At 56.0% G+C, this 13,848-nt stretch carries 13 protein-coding genes; 7 read left to right on the top strand and 6 right to left on the bottom strand.

The window, feature by feature from the left end; translation table 11 throughout:
- The first annotated feature begins 48 nt into the window (after positions 1–48).
- The 5 genes from flhA (at position 49) to EQV24_RS14675 (ending at position 6,304) form a co-directional block, all read left to right on the top strand.
- A complete protein-coding gene (gene flhA / locus EQV24_RS14695) occupies positions 49–2,121 on the top strand; it encodes a formate hydrogenlyase transcriptional activator FlhA (RefSeq protein ID WP_029883188.1) in 2,073 nt (690 codons plus the stop codon).
- A gap of 151 nt (positions 2,122–2,272) precedes the next feature.
- Positions 2,273–3,271: an ABC transporter substrate-binding protein gene (locus tag EQV24_RS14690; protein WP_013098477.1), complete on the top strand. Its 999-nt coding sequence runs from the start codon at positions 2,273–2,275 to the stop codon at positions 3,269–3,271.
- The gene (locus tag EQV24_RS14685) at positions 3,271–4,308 is read left to right on the top strand and encodes an iron ABC transporter permease (RefSeq protein WP_013098478.1); all 1,038 of its coding nucleotides are present in this window, start codon (positions 3,271–3,273) and stop codon (positions 4,306–4,308) included. Before EQV24_RS14690 ends, EQV24_RS14685 begins: the two co-directional genes overlap by 1 nt.
- Positions 4,308–5,069 carry an ABC transporter ATP-binding protein gene (locus EQV24_RS14680; protein WP_013098479.1) on the top strand — a complete coding sequence of 254 codons (762 nt, stop codon included), beginning with the start codon at positions 4,308–4,310 and terminating at the stop codon, positions 5,067–5,069. Before EQV24_RS14685 ends, EQV24_RS14680 begins: the two co-directional genes overlap by 1 nt.
- Before the next feature lie 14 nt (positions 5,070–5,083).
- A complete protein-coding gene (locus tag EQV24_RS14675; protein WP_029883185.1) occupies positions 5,084–6,304 on the top strand; it encodes an MFS transporter in 1,221 nt (406 codons plus the stop codon).
- A 5-nt stretch (positions 6,305–6,309) separates the two neighbouring features.
- Here EQV24_RS14675 and EQV24_RS14670 read toward each other — a convergent pair whose 3' ends face one another.
- On the bottom strand, positions 6,310–6,654 hold the full coding sequence (locus EQV24_RS14670) for a nitrous oxide-stimulated promoter family protein (protein WP_028028023.1): 345 nt from the start codon (positions 6,652–6,654) through the stop codon (positions 6,310–6,312).
- A gap of 174 nt (positions 6,655–6,828) precedes the next feature.
- On the opposite strand from EQV24_RS14670, the gene EQV24_RS14665 reads away from it, so the two are divergent.
- Positions 6,829–7,074: a SymE family type I addiction module toxin gene (locus tag EQV24_RS14665; RefSeq protein ID WP_013098482.1), complete on the top strand. Its 246-nt coding sequence runs from the start codon at positions 6,829–6,831 to the stop codon at positions 7,072–7,074.
- Here the strand turns inward: EQV24_RS14665 and EQV24_RS14660 are convergent.
- Positions 7,052–7,531 carry a membrane protein gene (locus EQV24_RS14660; RefSeq protein WP_023621089.1) on the bottom strand — a complete coding sequence of 160 codons (480 nt, stop codon included), beginning with the start codon at positions 7,529–7,531 and terminating at the stop codon, positions 7,052–7,054. The two genes, EQV24_RS14665 and EQV24_RS14660, sit on opposite strands and share 23 nt — an antisense overlap.
- Entirely contained in the window at positions 7,528–8,343 is an 816-nt protein-coding gene (locus EQV24_RS14655; RefSeq protein ID WP_130626725.1) for a transcriptional regulator, read from the bottom strand. The genes EQV24_RS14660 and EQV24_RS14655 overlap by 4 nt, the downstream gene beginning before the upstream one ends.
- 521 nt (positions 8,344–8,864) lie before the next feature.
- Between EQV24_RS14655 and mutS the strand changes: the two genes are divergently transcribed.
- Entirely contained in the window at positions 8,865–11,426 is a 2,562-nt protein-coding gene (gene mutS / locus EQV24_RS14650; RefSeq protein WP_130626724.1) for a DNA mismatch repair protein MutS, read from the top strand.
- A 140-nt stretch (positions 11,427–11,566) separates the two neighbouring features.
- Here mutS and EQV24_RS14640 read toward each other — a convergent pair whose 3' ends face one another.
- The 3 genes from EQV24_RS14640 to EQV24_RS14630 are packed head-to-tail and all read right to left on the bottom strand — an operon-like array spanning position 11,567 to position 13,818.
- Complete coding sequence (locus EQV24_RS14640) at positions 11,567–11,788, bottom strand: non-oxidative hydroxyarylic acid decarboxylases subunit D (protein ID WP_102752673.1); 222 nt, start codon at positions 11,786–11,788, stop codon at positions 11,567–11,569.
- Between the two features lie 10 nt (positions 11,789–11,798).
- Complete coding sequence (locus tag EQV24_RS14635; RefSeq protein WP_013098487.1) at positions 11,799–13,226, bottom strand: non-oxidative hydroxyarylic acid decarboxylases subunit C; 1,428 nt, start codon at positions 13,224–13,226, stop codon at positions 11,799–11,801.
- The gene (locus EQV24_RS14630) at positions 13,216–13,818 is read right to left on the bottom strand and encodes a non-oxidative hydroxyarylic acid decarboxylases subunit B (protein WP_013098488.1); all 603 of its coding nucleotides are present in this window, start codon (positions 13,816–13,818) and stop codon (positions 13,216–13,218) included. Before EQV24_RS14630 ends, EQV24_RS14635 begins: the two co-directional genes overlap by 11 nt.
- Positions 13,819–13,848: the final 30 nt, after the last annotated feature.

Genomic DNA, 13,848 nt, shown 5'->3' with positions numbered 1-13,848 from the left:
CGGTCGGCACGGAATTTATTTTTTTGCCCGTTTCTACTGGAAAGCACTATGCCGTATACACCGATGAGCGATCTCGGACAGCAGGGTCTGTTCGACATTACGCGAACACTTTTACAGCAGCCCGACCTGGGTGCGCTGAGCGATGCCCTGACGCGTCTGGTCAGGCAATCTGCACTGGCAGACAGCGCCGCCATTGTGCTCTGGCATAGCGGGAGCCATCGTGCGAGCTACTTCTCCACACGAGAAAACGGAAAAGCGTTTGAATACGAAGACGAAACGTATCTCGCTCACGGGCCGATACGCCGTATTCTTTCCCGGCCGGAAGCGCTGCACTGCAATTTTGAGGAGTTCCGTCAGGCGTGGCCGATGCTGGCCCGGAGCGCCTTATATCAGCCGTTTGGTCATTACAGCCTGCTGCCGCTGGCGGTGGAAGGCCACATTTTTGGTGGCTGCGAGTTTATCCGTAATACCGACCAGCCATGGAGCGAGGCGGAATATGAGCGTCTGCACACCTTCACCCAGATAGTGGCCGTCGTCGCCGAGCAGATCCAAAGCCGCGTCAGCAATAATGTGGATTACGACCTGCTGAGCCGTGAGCGTGACAACTTCCGCATTCTGGTGGCAATCACCAACGCCGTGCTCTCCCGTCTCGACATGGATGAGCTGGTCAGCGAAGTGTCGAAGGAGATCCATCACTACTTCAAAATTGACGCCATCAGCATTGCCTTGCGCGGCCATCGCAAGGGCAAGCTCAACATCTACTCCACGCACTATCTCGACGAAGCGAACCCGGCCCATGAGCAGAGCGAGGTGGATGAAGCGGGAACTCTTTCTGAACGGGTGTTTAAAAGCAAGGAGATCCTGCTGCTCAATCTCAGCGAGCAGGATGTGATGGCGCCTTACGAGCGAATGCTGTTTAACATCTGGGGCAACAAAATCCAGACTCTGTGCCTGCTGCCGTTGATGTCCGGTAACACCATGCTGGGCGTTCTGAAGCTGGCGCAGTGTGAGGAAGGGGTGTTCACCACCGCCAACCTGAAGCTGCTGCGTCAGATTGCCGAGCGTATCTCCATCGCGCTGGATAACGCGCTGGCGTATCAGGAGATCCACCGTCTGAAAGAACGGCTGGTGGATGAAAACCTGGCGCTGACGGAACAGCTTAACAATGTCGACAGCGAGTTTGGCGAAATCATCGGACGCAGCGATGCCATGTACAGCGTGCTCAAACAGGTGGAGATGGTCGCGCAAAGCGACAGCACAGTGCTGATCCTGGGCGAAACCGGTACGGGTAAGGAGTTGATTGCCCGCGCGATCCACAATCTTAGCAACCGCAACAGCCGCCGGATGGTGAAAATGAATTGTGCCGCCATGCCTGCGGGTCTGCTGGAAAGCGATCTCTTTGGCCATGAGCGCGGCGCGTTTACCGGTGCCAGCAGCCAGCGACTGGGCCGTTTCGAGCTGGCGGATAAAAGCTCGCTGTTCCTCGACGAAGTGGGCGATATGCCGCTGGAGCTACAGCCTAAACTGCTGCGTGTGCTGCAGGAACAGGAGTTCGAACGTCTTGGCAGCAATAAGCTGATTCAGACCGACGTGCGGCTGATTGCCGCCACCAACCGCGATCTGAAAAAAATGGTCGCCGACCGCGAGTTTCGCAGCGACCTCTACTATCGCCTGAACGTGTTCCCGATTTGCCTGCCGCCCCTGCGCGAGCGGCCGGAAGATATCCCGCTGCTGGTCAAAGCGTTTACCGCCAAAATTGCCCGCCGGATGGGACGCAACATCGACAGCATTCCCGCCGAGACGTTACGCACCCTTTCCTCGATGGAGTGGCCCGGCAACGTGCGCGAGCTGGAAAACGTCATTGAGCGTGCGGTGCTGCTGACGCGCGGTAATGTGCTGCAACTCTCCCTGCCGGAGGTTTCTCTGCCGGACTCTCCCGCGGCCGCGACCGACGTGGCCCAGGACGGGGAAGATGAATATCAATTGATCGTCCGCGTGCTGAAAGAGACCAACGGCGTAGTGGCCGGGCCGAAAGGGGCAGCCCAGCGTCTGGGGTTAAAACGCACCACCCTGCTGTCGCGCATGAAGCGTCTTGGAATAGATAAAGAGAGCCTGATTTAAGGCGCATTCCGGCGGTGCTTTCTGGCACCGCCTTTTGTCACCCTGCGTTATTGTCCCTCATTGACACACAATATTTTCCTCTGTATAAAATTCCGCCTTAATAATGAGTTTCATTTGCATCAAAAATAACTTTAATGAAGGGTAGCGTTTAATGAAGAAGGTCATCTGCGCGTTAGGCCTGGCGGTTGCGTCGGTCAGTTCTGCTCTGGCAACCACTTATCCTCTGACCATTGAAAACTGCGGTTATAAAGAGACCTTCACCAAAGCGCCGGAACGCGTCGTGGCCCTTGGTCAAAATACCGTTGAGATTTTGCTTCTGCTGGGTCTGGAAGATAAGGTGAAGGCCAGCGCCTTCTGGCCGACCAAAGTGCTGCCGCAGCTGGCGGAACAGAATGCCAAAATCAAAACGCTCACCGTCGAAATTCCTACGCTGGAATCTATCCTTGCACAAAACCCCGATTTTGTTCCTGCACAATTGCCGCTGCTGCTCGGGCCAGAAAGTAAGGTCGCAAAACGTGAGGATCTGGCTACCGTCGGCGTGAACAGCTATTTATCACCGGGCATGTGCGCCACTAAAAAAGCCTCGGGCGATATGTACGGCAGCCGCCAGAAGCTGTGGGACATGACATACCTTTATAAAGAGATTGAAGATTTCGCCAAAATTTTCAACGTTGAAGACCGTGGTCAGGCCGTTATCGCCAGCTTCAAAAAACGTGAGGCAGACCTGCGCAAAGAATTTGGCAAAAGCAAAAAAGACCTCTCCTTTGTGTTCTGGTTCTCAAGCGCCTCTCCTTCTGCTGATGCCTACGTGGGCGGTAAAAACAGCGCCTCAGGCTTTATCGCTGACGTACTGGGTGGCCATAACGCCATCACCGCCGAGGCCGAATGGCCAACCGTGGGCTGGGAAAGCATCATTGCCGCCAACCCGGACGTGATTGTGGTCTCAAGCCTTGACCGTAACCGCTGGGCGCTGGATAACGCGGAAGAGAAAATCAAATTCCTGAAAAGCGATCCGGCCGTCAGCCAGCTTGATGCCGTCAAAAAAGGCCATATCGTGGTGATGGACGGCCAGGCAATGAACCCGACGATCCGTACCATTTATGGCGCTGAACAGGTGGGCGAACAGCTCAGAAAACTGGGGCTGAACTGATGACGGCAGCTGTACTTCAGGCCCGACAGGGCCTGTTCCTGACCACTTCCGCCCTGCTGGCTATCGTCCTGCTGTTTCTGGTGATCGCCCTAGGTGTAAGCGTCGGAGAGTTGTCGATTCCGCTGTCCAATGTCTTTTATGCTATCGGTAATAAGCTGGGGCTGACCGCGGTTCCGCTCAACCGCATCTATGAGAGCGTGATCTGGGACTTTCGCCTGAGCCGCGCACTGGTGGCGGCCTGCTGCGGTGCGGGGCTGGCTATCTGCGGCGCGGTTTTGCAGAGCCTGCTGAAAAACGCGCTGGCTGAACCTTACGTGCTCGGCGTCTCTGCGGGGGCGTCCACCGGCGCGGTTTCCGTCGTGGTGCTGGGGATGGGGACCGGCGCGGTGTCGCTCTCTGCGGGCGCGTTTGCCGGCGCATTCGCCGCCTTTGCGTTTGTCGCCTTTCTGACCAACGGCGCGCGCGGCGGCAACGAGCGCACCATTCTGGCGGGCGTAGCCGCCTCTCAGCTCTTCAACGCCATCACCGCCTATACCATCAGCACCTCTGCCAGCGCGCAGCAGGCGCGTGATGTGATGTTCTGGCTGCTGGGCAGCTTTAGCGGTGTACGCTGGCCTGAATTCCAGCTGGCACTGGTTGTGGTGCTGATTGGGTTAGCCATTTGCCTCTACTATTCCCGGGCGCTGGATGCCTTTACCTTTGGTGACGACGCCGCGGCCTCGCTGGGGATTGCCGTCCCCTGGGTGCGCCTGGCGCTCTTTACCACCACCGCACTGATTACTGCAACCATCGTCAGTATGGCCGGCTCAATCGGCTTTGTCGGGCTGGTGGTTCCGCACGTCATGCGTTTCTTGTTCGGTCCTCTGCATCGAACCCTGCTGATTGCCAGCGCACTGGCGGGGGCGATCCTGATGGTGCTGGCAGATATCGCCTCGCGCATGCTGATTGCCCCGCAAAGTCTGCCCGTCGGGGTGGTAACCGCCCTGGTTGGCGTGCCGTTCTTTGCCGTGATCATCTACCGCTCAAGGAATAAGTAATGAGTATCTGCGCTGAAAATATTACCTGGAAGGTAGGCAAAAAGGTCATCGTCAATAACGTGTCACTCAAGGTGGCGCGCGGTGAAACGGTAGGTCTGCTTGGCCCTAATGGTTGCGGTAAATCATCGCTTTTGCGCATTCTGGCTGGCCTGCGCCGCCCGGATGCGGGCTGTGTGACGCTGGACGGTCAGGACATTTCCCGCATCGCCAAAAAGCAGCTTGCGCGCCGGGTGGCCTTCGTTGAACAGCACGGCATGACCGATGCCAATATGCGCGTTCGCGATGTCGTCAAACTCGGTCGTATCCCGCATCACTCCCCGTTCTCGAACTGGAGCAAGCAGGATGACGAGACCGTTACCGCCGCCCTGCAGCGGGTGGATATGCTGGAAAAAAGCGATCAGGGCTGGCTGAGCCTCTCCGGCGGGGAGCGCCAGCGCGTGCATATCGCCAGGGCGCTGGCGCAGACGCCTACAGAAATTTTGCTGGATGAACCGACCAACCACCTGGACATTCATCATCAGATGCAGCTGATGCACCTGATAAGCGACCTGCCGGTGACCAGCATTGTGGCTATTCACGATCTCAACCATGCATCGATGTTCTGCGATTCGCTGATTGTGATGCAGCAGGGGCAAATCGTGGCCACCGGAACGCCGCAGGAGATCCTCTCTGAGGCGTTGCTCTGGGACGTTTTTCGGGTCAAAACCAAAATCGAGATCTCGCCGTTCCATGGCAAAAAGCACATTCACTTTATCGTTTAAGCGCCCGTAACATGATGCCCCTGCGCCCTGCCACAACGCTCTGGCCGCCCGTCTTACTGGGCAGCCAGTTTGTGTTTAACATCGGTTTTTACGCGGTCGTCCCCTTCCTGGCGATCTTTTTGCGCGACGACATGCTGCTTTCCGGCGGCCTTATCGGGCTGATTCTGGGGCTGCGTACCTTTTCGCAGCAGGGGATGTTCATCGTCGGCGGTGCGCTCTCAGACCGCTTTGGTGCCAAAATCATTATCCTCTGCGGCTGCGTCATCCGCGTTGCGGGTTATCTGCTGCTGGCATTTGGACACGCGCTCTGGCCCATCATCCTTGGCGCCTGTCTGACCGGCATTGGCGGTGCGTTGTTCTCTCCCTCCATCGAAGCGCTGCTGGCCAGGGCGGGTACGCATAGCGAGACTAAAGGTCAACGCAGCCGTGCAGAGTGGTTTGCGCTGTTTGCCGTCTGCGGTGAACTCGGCGCGGTGCTGGGCCCGGTTGTCGGGGCGTTGCTCACGGGGCTGGGGTTTCGCCAGGTGGCGCTGGCGGGGGCGGGGGTCTTCGTCGTCGCGCTGATTGTGCTCTACTTCTGCCTTCCGGCTGCGCAACACAGCAAGCAGGCACTCAATATTGTTCCCTGGTGGACAACCTTCCGTCAGCCGCGCTTTGTCGCCTTTATCATCGCCTACAGCTCGTGGCTGTTGAGCTACAACCAGCTCTATCTGGCGCTGCCCGTGGAGATCCAGCGCGCCGGTGGTAACGAGAAAGATCTCGGCCCCCTGTTTATGCTGGCCTCTGTGCTGATCATCACCTTGCAGCTTCCGCTGGCCCGCTTTGCACGACGCGTGGGCGCGGTGAGAATTTTGCCGGTGGGCTTTTTACTGCTCTCGGCATCTTTTGCGAGCGTGGCGGTGTTCGCCCCGACGGTGCCGCCGGAAGGCTGGCTGCGCTTGCTGCCGTCGGTATGTTTTGTGGCGCTATTGACGCTTGGGCAAATGCTGCTGGTGCCCTCGGCGAAAGATCTGGTTCCACGCTTTGCGGAGGAATCGACGCTTGGCGCGCACTACGGCGCACTCGCCACCGCAGGCGGTGTTGCGGTGCTGCTGGGGAATTTGCTGTTTGGCAGTCTGCTGGATCGTGCGCTTGTCCCTTCGCCGCAGGCGATGTCCCCCTGGCTGCTGCTGGCCCTGTTCCCGCTATGCAGCGCGATCGCCATGAAGATCATTTGTCGCCCTTTCACACGCTGAGACGGTTACTTTTTCGGGCGATACTTTTCCGGTAATTCCGGTACCGGGCGACGATCGTCAAGCAGATGGCGTACCGTCAGGATGGGATGACGCCACAGCATGCGGGGCCCCGCCCAGCGCATAATCTGCTTCATCTCTTCACGCCTGGCGGGCTGGTAGCAGTGTACCGGACACTGTTTACAGGCCGGTTTTTCCTCACCAAAGACGCACTTATCCAGACGCTTATCCGCATAGGCATTCAGCGCCTGATAATGTCCCTCTTCCTGAGAAGCCTCCGGGCACTGTTTTTCATACAGAGCGATCATTCTGGCGATCGTCTTTTTTTCCCGTGAAATACGTTTACCAGACATAGCGGCTCACCGACTAAAAACATGCATTAATAATACTCCTTTATCTGCCACTTTTCAGTCGTTGCATTTCGTTTTCTGAAGCCGCATTCCACTATTAAGCCCACCCCCACCCTTTTTTACTGGTATTTTATACAGGTATTAACAACACGCGCCGCTCATCGTTACGGAGGCTATATGCAAGAGATCGCCACGACCAAACACTATCGCCACTTAAAAGTCGGTTATTTCAGAAAGCGTCACGAAGACCGGAAGACCAAAATCCCGCGACGTTACAGCGTACATGCGGCGTTGAGCTTAAAAGGTGACTGGCTGGAGCAGGCAGGGTTTACTACCCACTCTCAGGTCAGGGTGGGGGTTGAACAGGGGAAAATTGTCATCGAACTACTGAAAGAAGATCTCAGCGAGAGCAGAAGAAAATAGGACGCTTACCGACGGTAAATAGAAACCCTCTGGGCCCTTGTTTCAGAATGGTATAGTTCAATTTATGGTTCGGATAAATAAAGAAATCAGGCAACACGTCGCCGAGCACATTATCCGGCAGGGAGTCTTCATTAACCTCATGGATCTTCACGGAGGTAAACTGGAAAGAGTCTTTGTTTTCGGTCCAGATATAAGACACATCCCGGCGGATAGAGGCTATCGCCTTCTCATTTTTAAAATATGTCCCGCTTAGCGCGATGACCCCGGTCTGCTTTTGCATGGTGTACATAAAATCCAGCGTCAGGTTTGCGCGGGCATCTTCATGGTAAACAACAACAGAAACTGAACAGGCTTCCGTATTTTGTTTTTTTTCTAAGTGATAATGATAAAGCCAGGACGTCAGCGCCCCAACGGCAAACAGGACGAGACACAGGATGGCAGTAGACTTTTTAGTCACTGATTGTACCCCCTAAAATAAAGCGTAACGCATCCTGCATCTTCTTCTTGCTCATACGGTTTTCTGCAAATGAGTACAGAAAGTGCCGGAGCCGTGCTGGATGAAGAGAAGTAGGCCCAGGGGTATTTTTTACAATCGAGCCCTGTTCGCATGATAATTTGCTTATAACGCGTGAAGTTACCCCTGCTTTTAATATCATCGTTTCGTGAGAAAAAATGGCAGCCATTTTCCGTACTGCTTATGGTGTAGTCTTTAAAAAAGTCTTTTCTGGAATAGTCATGGACCGCCAGATGAAGAATAAAATAGCCCAGCCCAAAAGAGAGGGCCATAAAAAGCAGTGGAAGATAGCGACGATAGTGATGACGCGGGGGCTTATCTTTCACCTGAACGGCAGCAGTTTCCGCAATCACCTCTTTCGAGCCGCTGACAGGCTGGGCTTCTGCTATCGCGCTTTCTGATTCTGTTACGTCGTTTTCAATTCGGCTGACCTTAACTTCTTTTTTAATCTGGAACCCTTTTCTGGGTACCGTGGCAACCAGCGTGTCGTCAGTCTCTCCCGTCGTGCGCAACCCACGCCGGATAATGGAGATATTCTGATAAAGGGTATTGGCCGGAACTAACATTCCGTCTTCACCCCAAACTTTAGTGAAGAAATCCCTTTGATTAACCACTTCCGGGGCGGACTCAAGCAGAAGAACCAGACAACGACTGGCTGGCGTGGTCAGAATGACGCTCAACTCCGGTCGGGTCATAGAGACAAGTAAGTTTTTCTCTGGACAAAATTTAATATTATCGTTAATTATCCAGAACATATGAGACTCACTATGCAATAAACAGAATCAGAAAACTGTTGCCAGAGTTAGCAAGTATACTCTGCGAATATTCCTTGTCAAAGCAGTAAGTTATGTTGTTTGTTCAGCAGTAACACCGAAATAAAATAATGTGAGCATAATAGAATATTATCCCCACATCGAAGACAAATACGTTTCTGAAACAGAAAAAAGGATGACGTTATATTCTGACGCCTTTATTCCCGTTTACGTTTAATACGCAAGGAATATCGCGCGGTGTTCCTTTAGCGTTACCGGACCAGCGTGCCTGTCGCAATTGCGGCAAGACAGGCCCACGTCTTCAGCATCGCTGGAATCAGGTACGCATTTTAGTCGAAAGAGCCCGCACGTCTGTTTTCCTGTCCAGCAGAGTCCGTTATCATGGTCCGTGAACGATTCATGATAAGAAACGCAGGCTGTCATGCGTTCCAATGAGAGAGTAAGAAACCTGACAATAAAAAAGACAACTCATTGAAATTGAAAAAAATGGACACGGTAACCTAATGAGTACACTTGAAAATTTTGACGCCCATACCCCAATGATGCAGCAGTACCTGAAGCTGAAAGCGCAGCATCCGGAAATCCTGCTGTTTTACCGCATGGGCGATTTTTACGAGCTGTTTTATGACGATGCTAAACGGGCATCGCAGCTGCTCGACATCTCTCTGACCAAACGTGGCGCATCGGCAGGTGAACCCATCCCGATGGCAGGCATTCCGCATCATGCGGTAGAAAACTACCTGGCCAAGCTGGTGAATCAGGGCGAGTCGGTTGCCATCTGTGAGCAGATCGGCGATCCGGCCACCTCAAAAGGCCCGGTTGAACGCAAGGTCGTGCGTATCGTCACGCCAGGCACCATTAGCGACGAAGCCCTGCTCCAGGAGCGTCAGGATAACCTGCTGGCGGCCCTGTGGCAGGACGGCAAAGGGTTTGGTTATGCCACGCTGGATATCAGCTCCGGGCGTTTTCGTCTGAGCGAGCCGGCTGACCGGGAAACCATGGCAGCCGAGCTGCAGCGCACCAACCCGGCGGAACTGCTGTATGCCGAAGATTTTGCCGAAATGGCGCTGATCGAAGGTCGTCGCGGCCTGCGCCGCCGTCCGCTGTGGGAATTTGAAATTGATACCGCTCGCCAGCAGCTCAACCTGCAGTTTGGCACCCGCGATCTGATTGGCTTTGGGGTGGAAAACGCCCCGCGTGGACTGTGCGCCGCGGGCTGCCTTTTGCAGTATGTGAAAGATACCCAGCGCACCGCCCTGCCGCATATCCGCTCTATCACCATGGAGCGCCAGCAGGACAGCATCATTATGGATGCGGCCACGCGCCGGAATCTGGAGATCACCCAGAACCTGGCGGGTGGCGTTGAGAACACGCTGACATCCGTCCTCGATAACACCGTGACGCCGATGGGCAGCCGCATGCTGAAGCGCTGGCTGCATATGCCCGTCCGCGATACGGATACGCTCGTTTGTCGTCAGCAGACCATTGCCGCGCTGCAGGATCGCTACACCGAACTGCAGCCTGTGCTGCGTCAGGTGGGCGATCTGGAGCGTATTCTGGCTCGCCTGGCACTGCGCACGGCGCGGCCTCGCGACCTTGCACGAATGCGTCATGCCTTCCAGCAGTTGCCGGAACTGCGTGCTCAACTGAGCGACGTTGACAGCGCACCGGTTCAGAAACTGCGCGAAACCATGGGCGAGTTTGCTGAACTCCGCGATCTGCTGGAGCGCGCTATCATTGATGCGCCGCCGGTTCTGGTGCGCGACGGTGGCGTAATTGCCCCTGGCTACAACGAAGAGCTGGATGAATGGCGCGCGCTGGCTGACGGCGCAACGGATTACCTCGACAAGCTGGAGATCCGCGAGCGCGAACGTCTCGGGCTCGATACCCTGAAAGTCGGCTATAACGCAGTCCACGGTTACTATATTCAGATCAGCCGCGGGCAGAGCCATCTGGCGCCGATTCACTATGTGCGTCGCCAGACGTTGAAAAACGCTGAGCGTTACATCATTCCTGAGCTGAAAGAGTATGAGGACAAAGTTCTCACCTCGAAAGGCAAAGCGCTGGCCCTGGAAAAGCAGCTTTACGACGAGCTGTTCGACATGCTGATGCCACACCTCGCGGACCTGCAGTTAAGCGCTGGCGCGCTGGCGGAGCTGGATGTGCTGGTAAATCTGGCTGAGCGTGCTGAAACGCTGAACTATACCTGCCCGACCTTTACCGACAAGCCCGGCATTCGCATTACCGAAGGCCGCCACCCGGTGGTGGAGCAGGTACTGAACGAGCCGTTCATCGCTAACCCGCTGAGCCTGTCGCCGCAGCGAAGAATGCTGATCATTACCGGTCCGAACATGGGCGGTAAAAGTACCTATATGCGCCAGACGGCGCTTATCGCCCTGCTCGCCTACATCGGCAGCTACGTTCCGGCGCAGAAAGTGGAGATTGGCCCCATCGATCGTATCTTCACCCGCGTGGGTGCGGCGGACGATCTGGCCAGCGGCCGTTCCACCTTTATGGTCGAAATGACGGAAACCGCCAATATCCTGCACAACGCGACAGAACACAGCCTGGTGCTGATGGACGAAGTTGGACGCGGCACCTCAACCTACGACGGTCTGTCGCTGGCATGGGCGTGTGCGGAAAACCTGGCGAATAAAATCAAGGCCATGACGCTGTTCGCAACGCACTACTTTGAACTGACGCAGTTGCCGGAGAAAATGGAGGGCGTGGCAAACGTCCACCTGGATGCGCTTGAGCATGGCGATACCATCGCCTTTATGCACACGGTGCAGGAAGGTGCCGCGAGCAAGAGCTATGGCCTGGCTGTCGCGGCACTGGCGGGTGTGCCTAAAGAAGTAATTAAACGCGCGCGTCAGAAACTGCGCGAGCTGGAAAGCCTGTCACCGAATGCGGCGGCCACCCAGATTGACGGTACACAGATGTCGCTGCTGGCCCCTGCGGAAGAGACGTCACCCGCCGTTGAAGCGCTGGAGAATCTCGACCCGGATTCACTGACGCCACGTCAGGCGCTGGAGTGGATTTATCGGCTGAAGAGTCTGGTTTAGTTTTCTGCGGTCTGTTTTGTCGGGTGGCGGCTTCGCCTTACCCGACCTACAAAACCCGTAGGCCCGGTAAGCGTAGCGCCACCGGGCAAAGGACCGCACGATTTTACTGCCCGATAAGCGCAGCGCCACCGGGCTTTTTTTTACAGCAATGGCGGAATGGTCGGCACCTGCGGCGCCTCATCAATATCCTTCTGCGTCATACGGAACGCTTCAGGGTAATGTTCGCGACTGGTACGACGCAGCGGCTCGGTATCGCGCCAGGTATACAGGCAATGCTGGCACTGATAAACCGTCCAGATCCCTTTCACCGGTGATGTGGCCATCACATCAATTTGCTCATCGGCACAACGTGGACAAATCATCTTTTCCTCCTTATTGGCGTGCTGCCAGCATCGCAGTCAGCTTTTCAGCCCAGGCTTTGGTTTCAGGTAAATCCTGCACCGGCTGGCTGTAGTGACCGCGGTTATCCGGCGCAACAGGCGTGGTGGCATCAATAATCAGCTTGTCGGTGATGCCTGCCGGGCTGGACCCAGGATCAAGCTCAAGAACCGACATGTTCGGCAGCTGCACCAGATCCCCTGCCGGGTTCACTTTCGATGACAGCGCCCACATCACCTGCGGCAGGTTGAACGGATCGACATCTTCATCCACCATAATCACCATCTTCACATAGCCCAGGCCGTGCGGCGTGGTCATGGCGCGTAAACCGACCGCGCGGGCAAAACCACCGTAGCGTTTTTTGGTGGAGATGATCGCCAGCAGACCGTGGGTATACATCGCGTTCACCGCCTGCACTTCAGGGAACTCCGCTTTCAGTTGCTGGTAAAGCGGCACACAGGTGGCTGGCCCCATCAGGTAGTCGATCTCGGTCCAGGGCATCCCGAGATAGAGGGATTCGAAAATCGGTTTAGTGCGGTACGAGACTTTATCAATACGGACCACTGTCATATTGCGTCCGCCCGAATAGTGCCCGGTAAACTCACCGAACGGCCCTTCAATTTCACGTTTACGGCCTTCAATCACCCCTTCCAGGATCACTTCAGACCCCCACGGCACATCGAAGCCGGTCAACGGCGCGGTCGCAATCGGGTACGGGCTTTCACGCAGCGCCCCGGCCATTTCATACTCGGACTGATCGTATTTCAGCGGCGTTGCGCCCATCAGGGTGATGATCGGATCGTTGCCCAACGTAATCGCAATCGGCAGGTCTTCACCACGCTCTTCGGCTTTATGCAGATGCAGGGCGATATCATGCATCGGCACCGGCTGCAGGCCGAGCTTACGTTTGCCCTTCACTTCCATGCGATAAATACCGACGTTCTGCTTGCCGAAATGGTCCGGGTCGAGCGGATCGCGCGAGACAACGCACGCTTTGTCGAGATAAAAACCGCCGTCCCCGTCGTTCAGGCGAAACAGCGGCAGGATGTCGAACAGGTTAATCTCTTCACCGTCCACCGTATTCTGCGCCCATGCGGGGTTGGCCCGGCGCTCCGGTGCGACCGGGAATTTATCCCAGCGGCGAATAAACTCATCGATCTGCTTTTTGACCGGGGTATTCGCCGGCAGCCCCATCGAAATGGCGTGGTTCTGCCAGGAGCCGATGGTGTTCATCACCACCCTGGCATCGGTAAACCCGCGAATGTTATCGAACCACAGCGCAGGCGCACCATCACCGATACGTCCCGTCGCGTTAGCGGCCGCCGCCAGATCCGGCTCCGCATTGACCTCTTCTTCAATTTTCAGCAGTTGCCCTTGCTCATCGAGCGCCTGCAGGAAGCTTCTCAAATCATCAAATGCCATCGTTATTCTCCTGTGAAAAATGTTTCGCCGCCTGCAGGCCATTCCAGCGACGCGCCTTTTTGTGCTCCAGACCAAACTGGTCGAGCACGCGGGTCACGATATGCTGGGTGATATCATCGGCGGTTTGCGGGTGGTTGTAATACGCAGGCATGGGCGGCACCATCGCCACACCCATGCGGGAAAGCGCGAGCATGTTCTCCAGATGAATGGTGCTGAGCGGCGTTTCACGCGGGACCAGCACCAGCTTGCGCCCCTCTTTCAGCACCACGTCTGCCGCACGGCCCACCAGCCCTTCGGCATAGCCCGCGCGGATACCCGCCAGCGTTTTCATGCTGCAGGGAATGACGATCATGCCGTCGGTACGAAACGAGCCGGAGGAGATGGTGGCAGCCTGATCGGCAGGACTGTGAACGACATCTGCCAGGGCGGCGACATCCTGCGCGGTATAGGGCGTTTCCAGCTCAATGGTGGTTTTCGCCCATTTCGACATCACCAGATGGGTTTCAACCTCTGGCATGTCCCGTAACGCCTGCAGTAAAGCCACCCCCAGCGGAGCACCTGTTGCTCCCGTCATTCCCACGATCAATCTCATTCAGCACCTCAATTAATTCGTTCGCATACG

Origin of the sequence: Enterobacter sp. A8, assembly GCF_004296595.1 — a bacterium.
In the GTDB taxonomy this organism is placed as follows: Bacteria; Pseudomonadota; Gammaproteobacteria; order Enterobacterales; family Enterobacteriaceae; genus Enterobacter; species Enterobacter cloacae.
The sequence above is the reverse complement of the archived record's forward strand: the minus strand, read 5'-3'. Positions and strand labels throughout refer to the sequence as shown.

Bases quoted from the DNA above. Each gene is read 5' to 3' on its own strand.
- flhA (WP_029883188.1), top strand. From the start codon at position 49: ATGCCGTATACACCGATGAGCGATCTCGGACAGCAGGGTCTGTTCGAC.
- EQV24_RS14690 (WP_013098477.1), top strand. From the start codon at position 2,273: ATGAAGAAGGTCATCTGCGCGTTAGGCCTGGCGGTTGCGTCGGTCAGT.
- EQV24_RS14685 (WP_013098478.1), top strand. From the start codon at position 3,271: ATGACGGCAGCTGTACTTCAGGCCCGACAGGGCCTGTTCCTGACCACT.
- EQV24_RS14680 (WP_013098479.1), top strand. From the start codon at position 4,308: ATGAGTATCTGCGCTGAAAATATTACCTGGAAGGTAGGCAAAAAGGTC.
- EQV24_RS14675 (WP_029883185.1), top strand. From the start codon at position 5,084: ATGCCCCTGCGCCCTGCCACAACGCTCTGGCCGCCCGTCTTACTGGGC.
- EQV24_RS14670 (WP_028028023.1), bottom strand. From the start codon at position 6,654: ATGTCTGGTAAACGTATTTCACGGGAAAAAAAGACGATCGCCAGAATG.
- EQV24_RS14665 (WP_013098482.1), top strand. From the start codon at position 6,829: ATGCAAGAGATCGCCACGACCAAACACTATCGCCACTTAAAAGTCGGT.
- EQV24_RS14655 (WP_130626725.1), bottom strand. From the start codon at position 8,343: ATGTTCTGGATAATTAACGATAATATTAAATTTTGTCCAGAGAAAAAC.
- mutS (WP_130626724.1), top strand. From the start codon at position 8,865: ATGAGTACACTTGAAAATTTTGACGCCCATACCCCAATGATGCAGCAG.
- EQV24_RS14640 (WP_102752673.1), bottom strand. From the start codon at position 11,788: ATGATTTGTCCACGTTGTGCCGATGAGCAAATTGATGTGATGGCCACA.
- EQV24_RS14635 (WP_013098487.1), bottom strand. From the start codon at position 13,226: ATGGCATTTGATGATTTGAGAAGCTTCCTGCAGGCGCTCGATGAGCAA.
- EQV24_RS14630 (WP_013098488.1), bottom strand. From the start codon at position 13,818: ATGAGATTGATCGTGGGAATGACGGGAGCAACAGGTGCTCCGCTGGGG.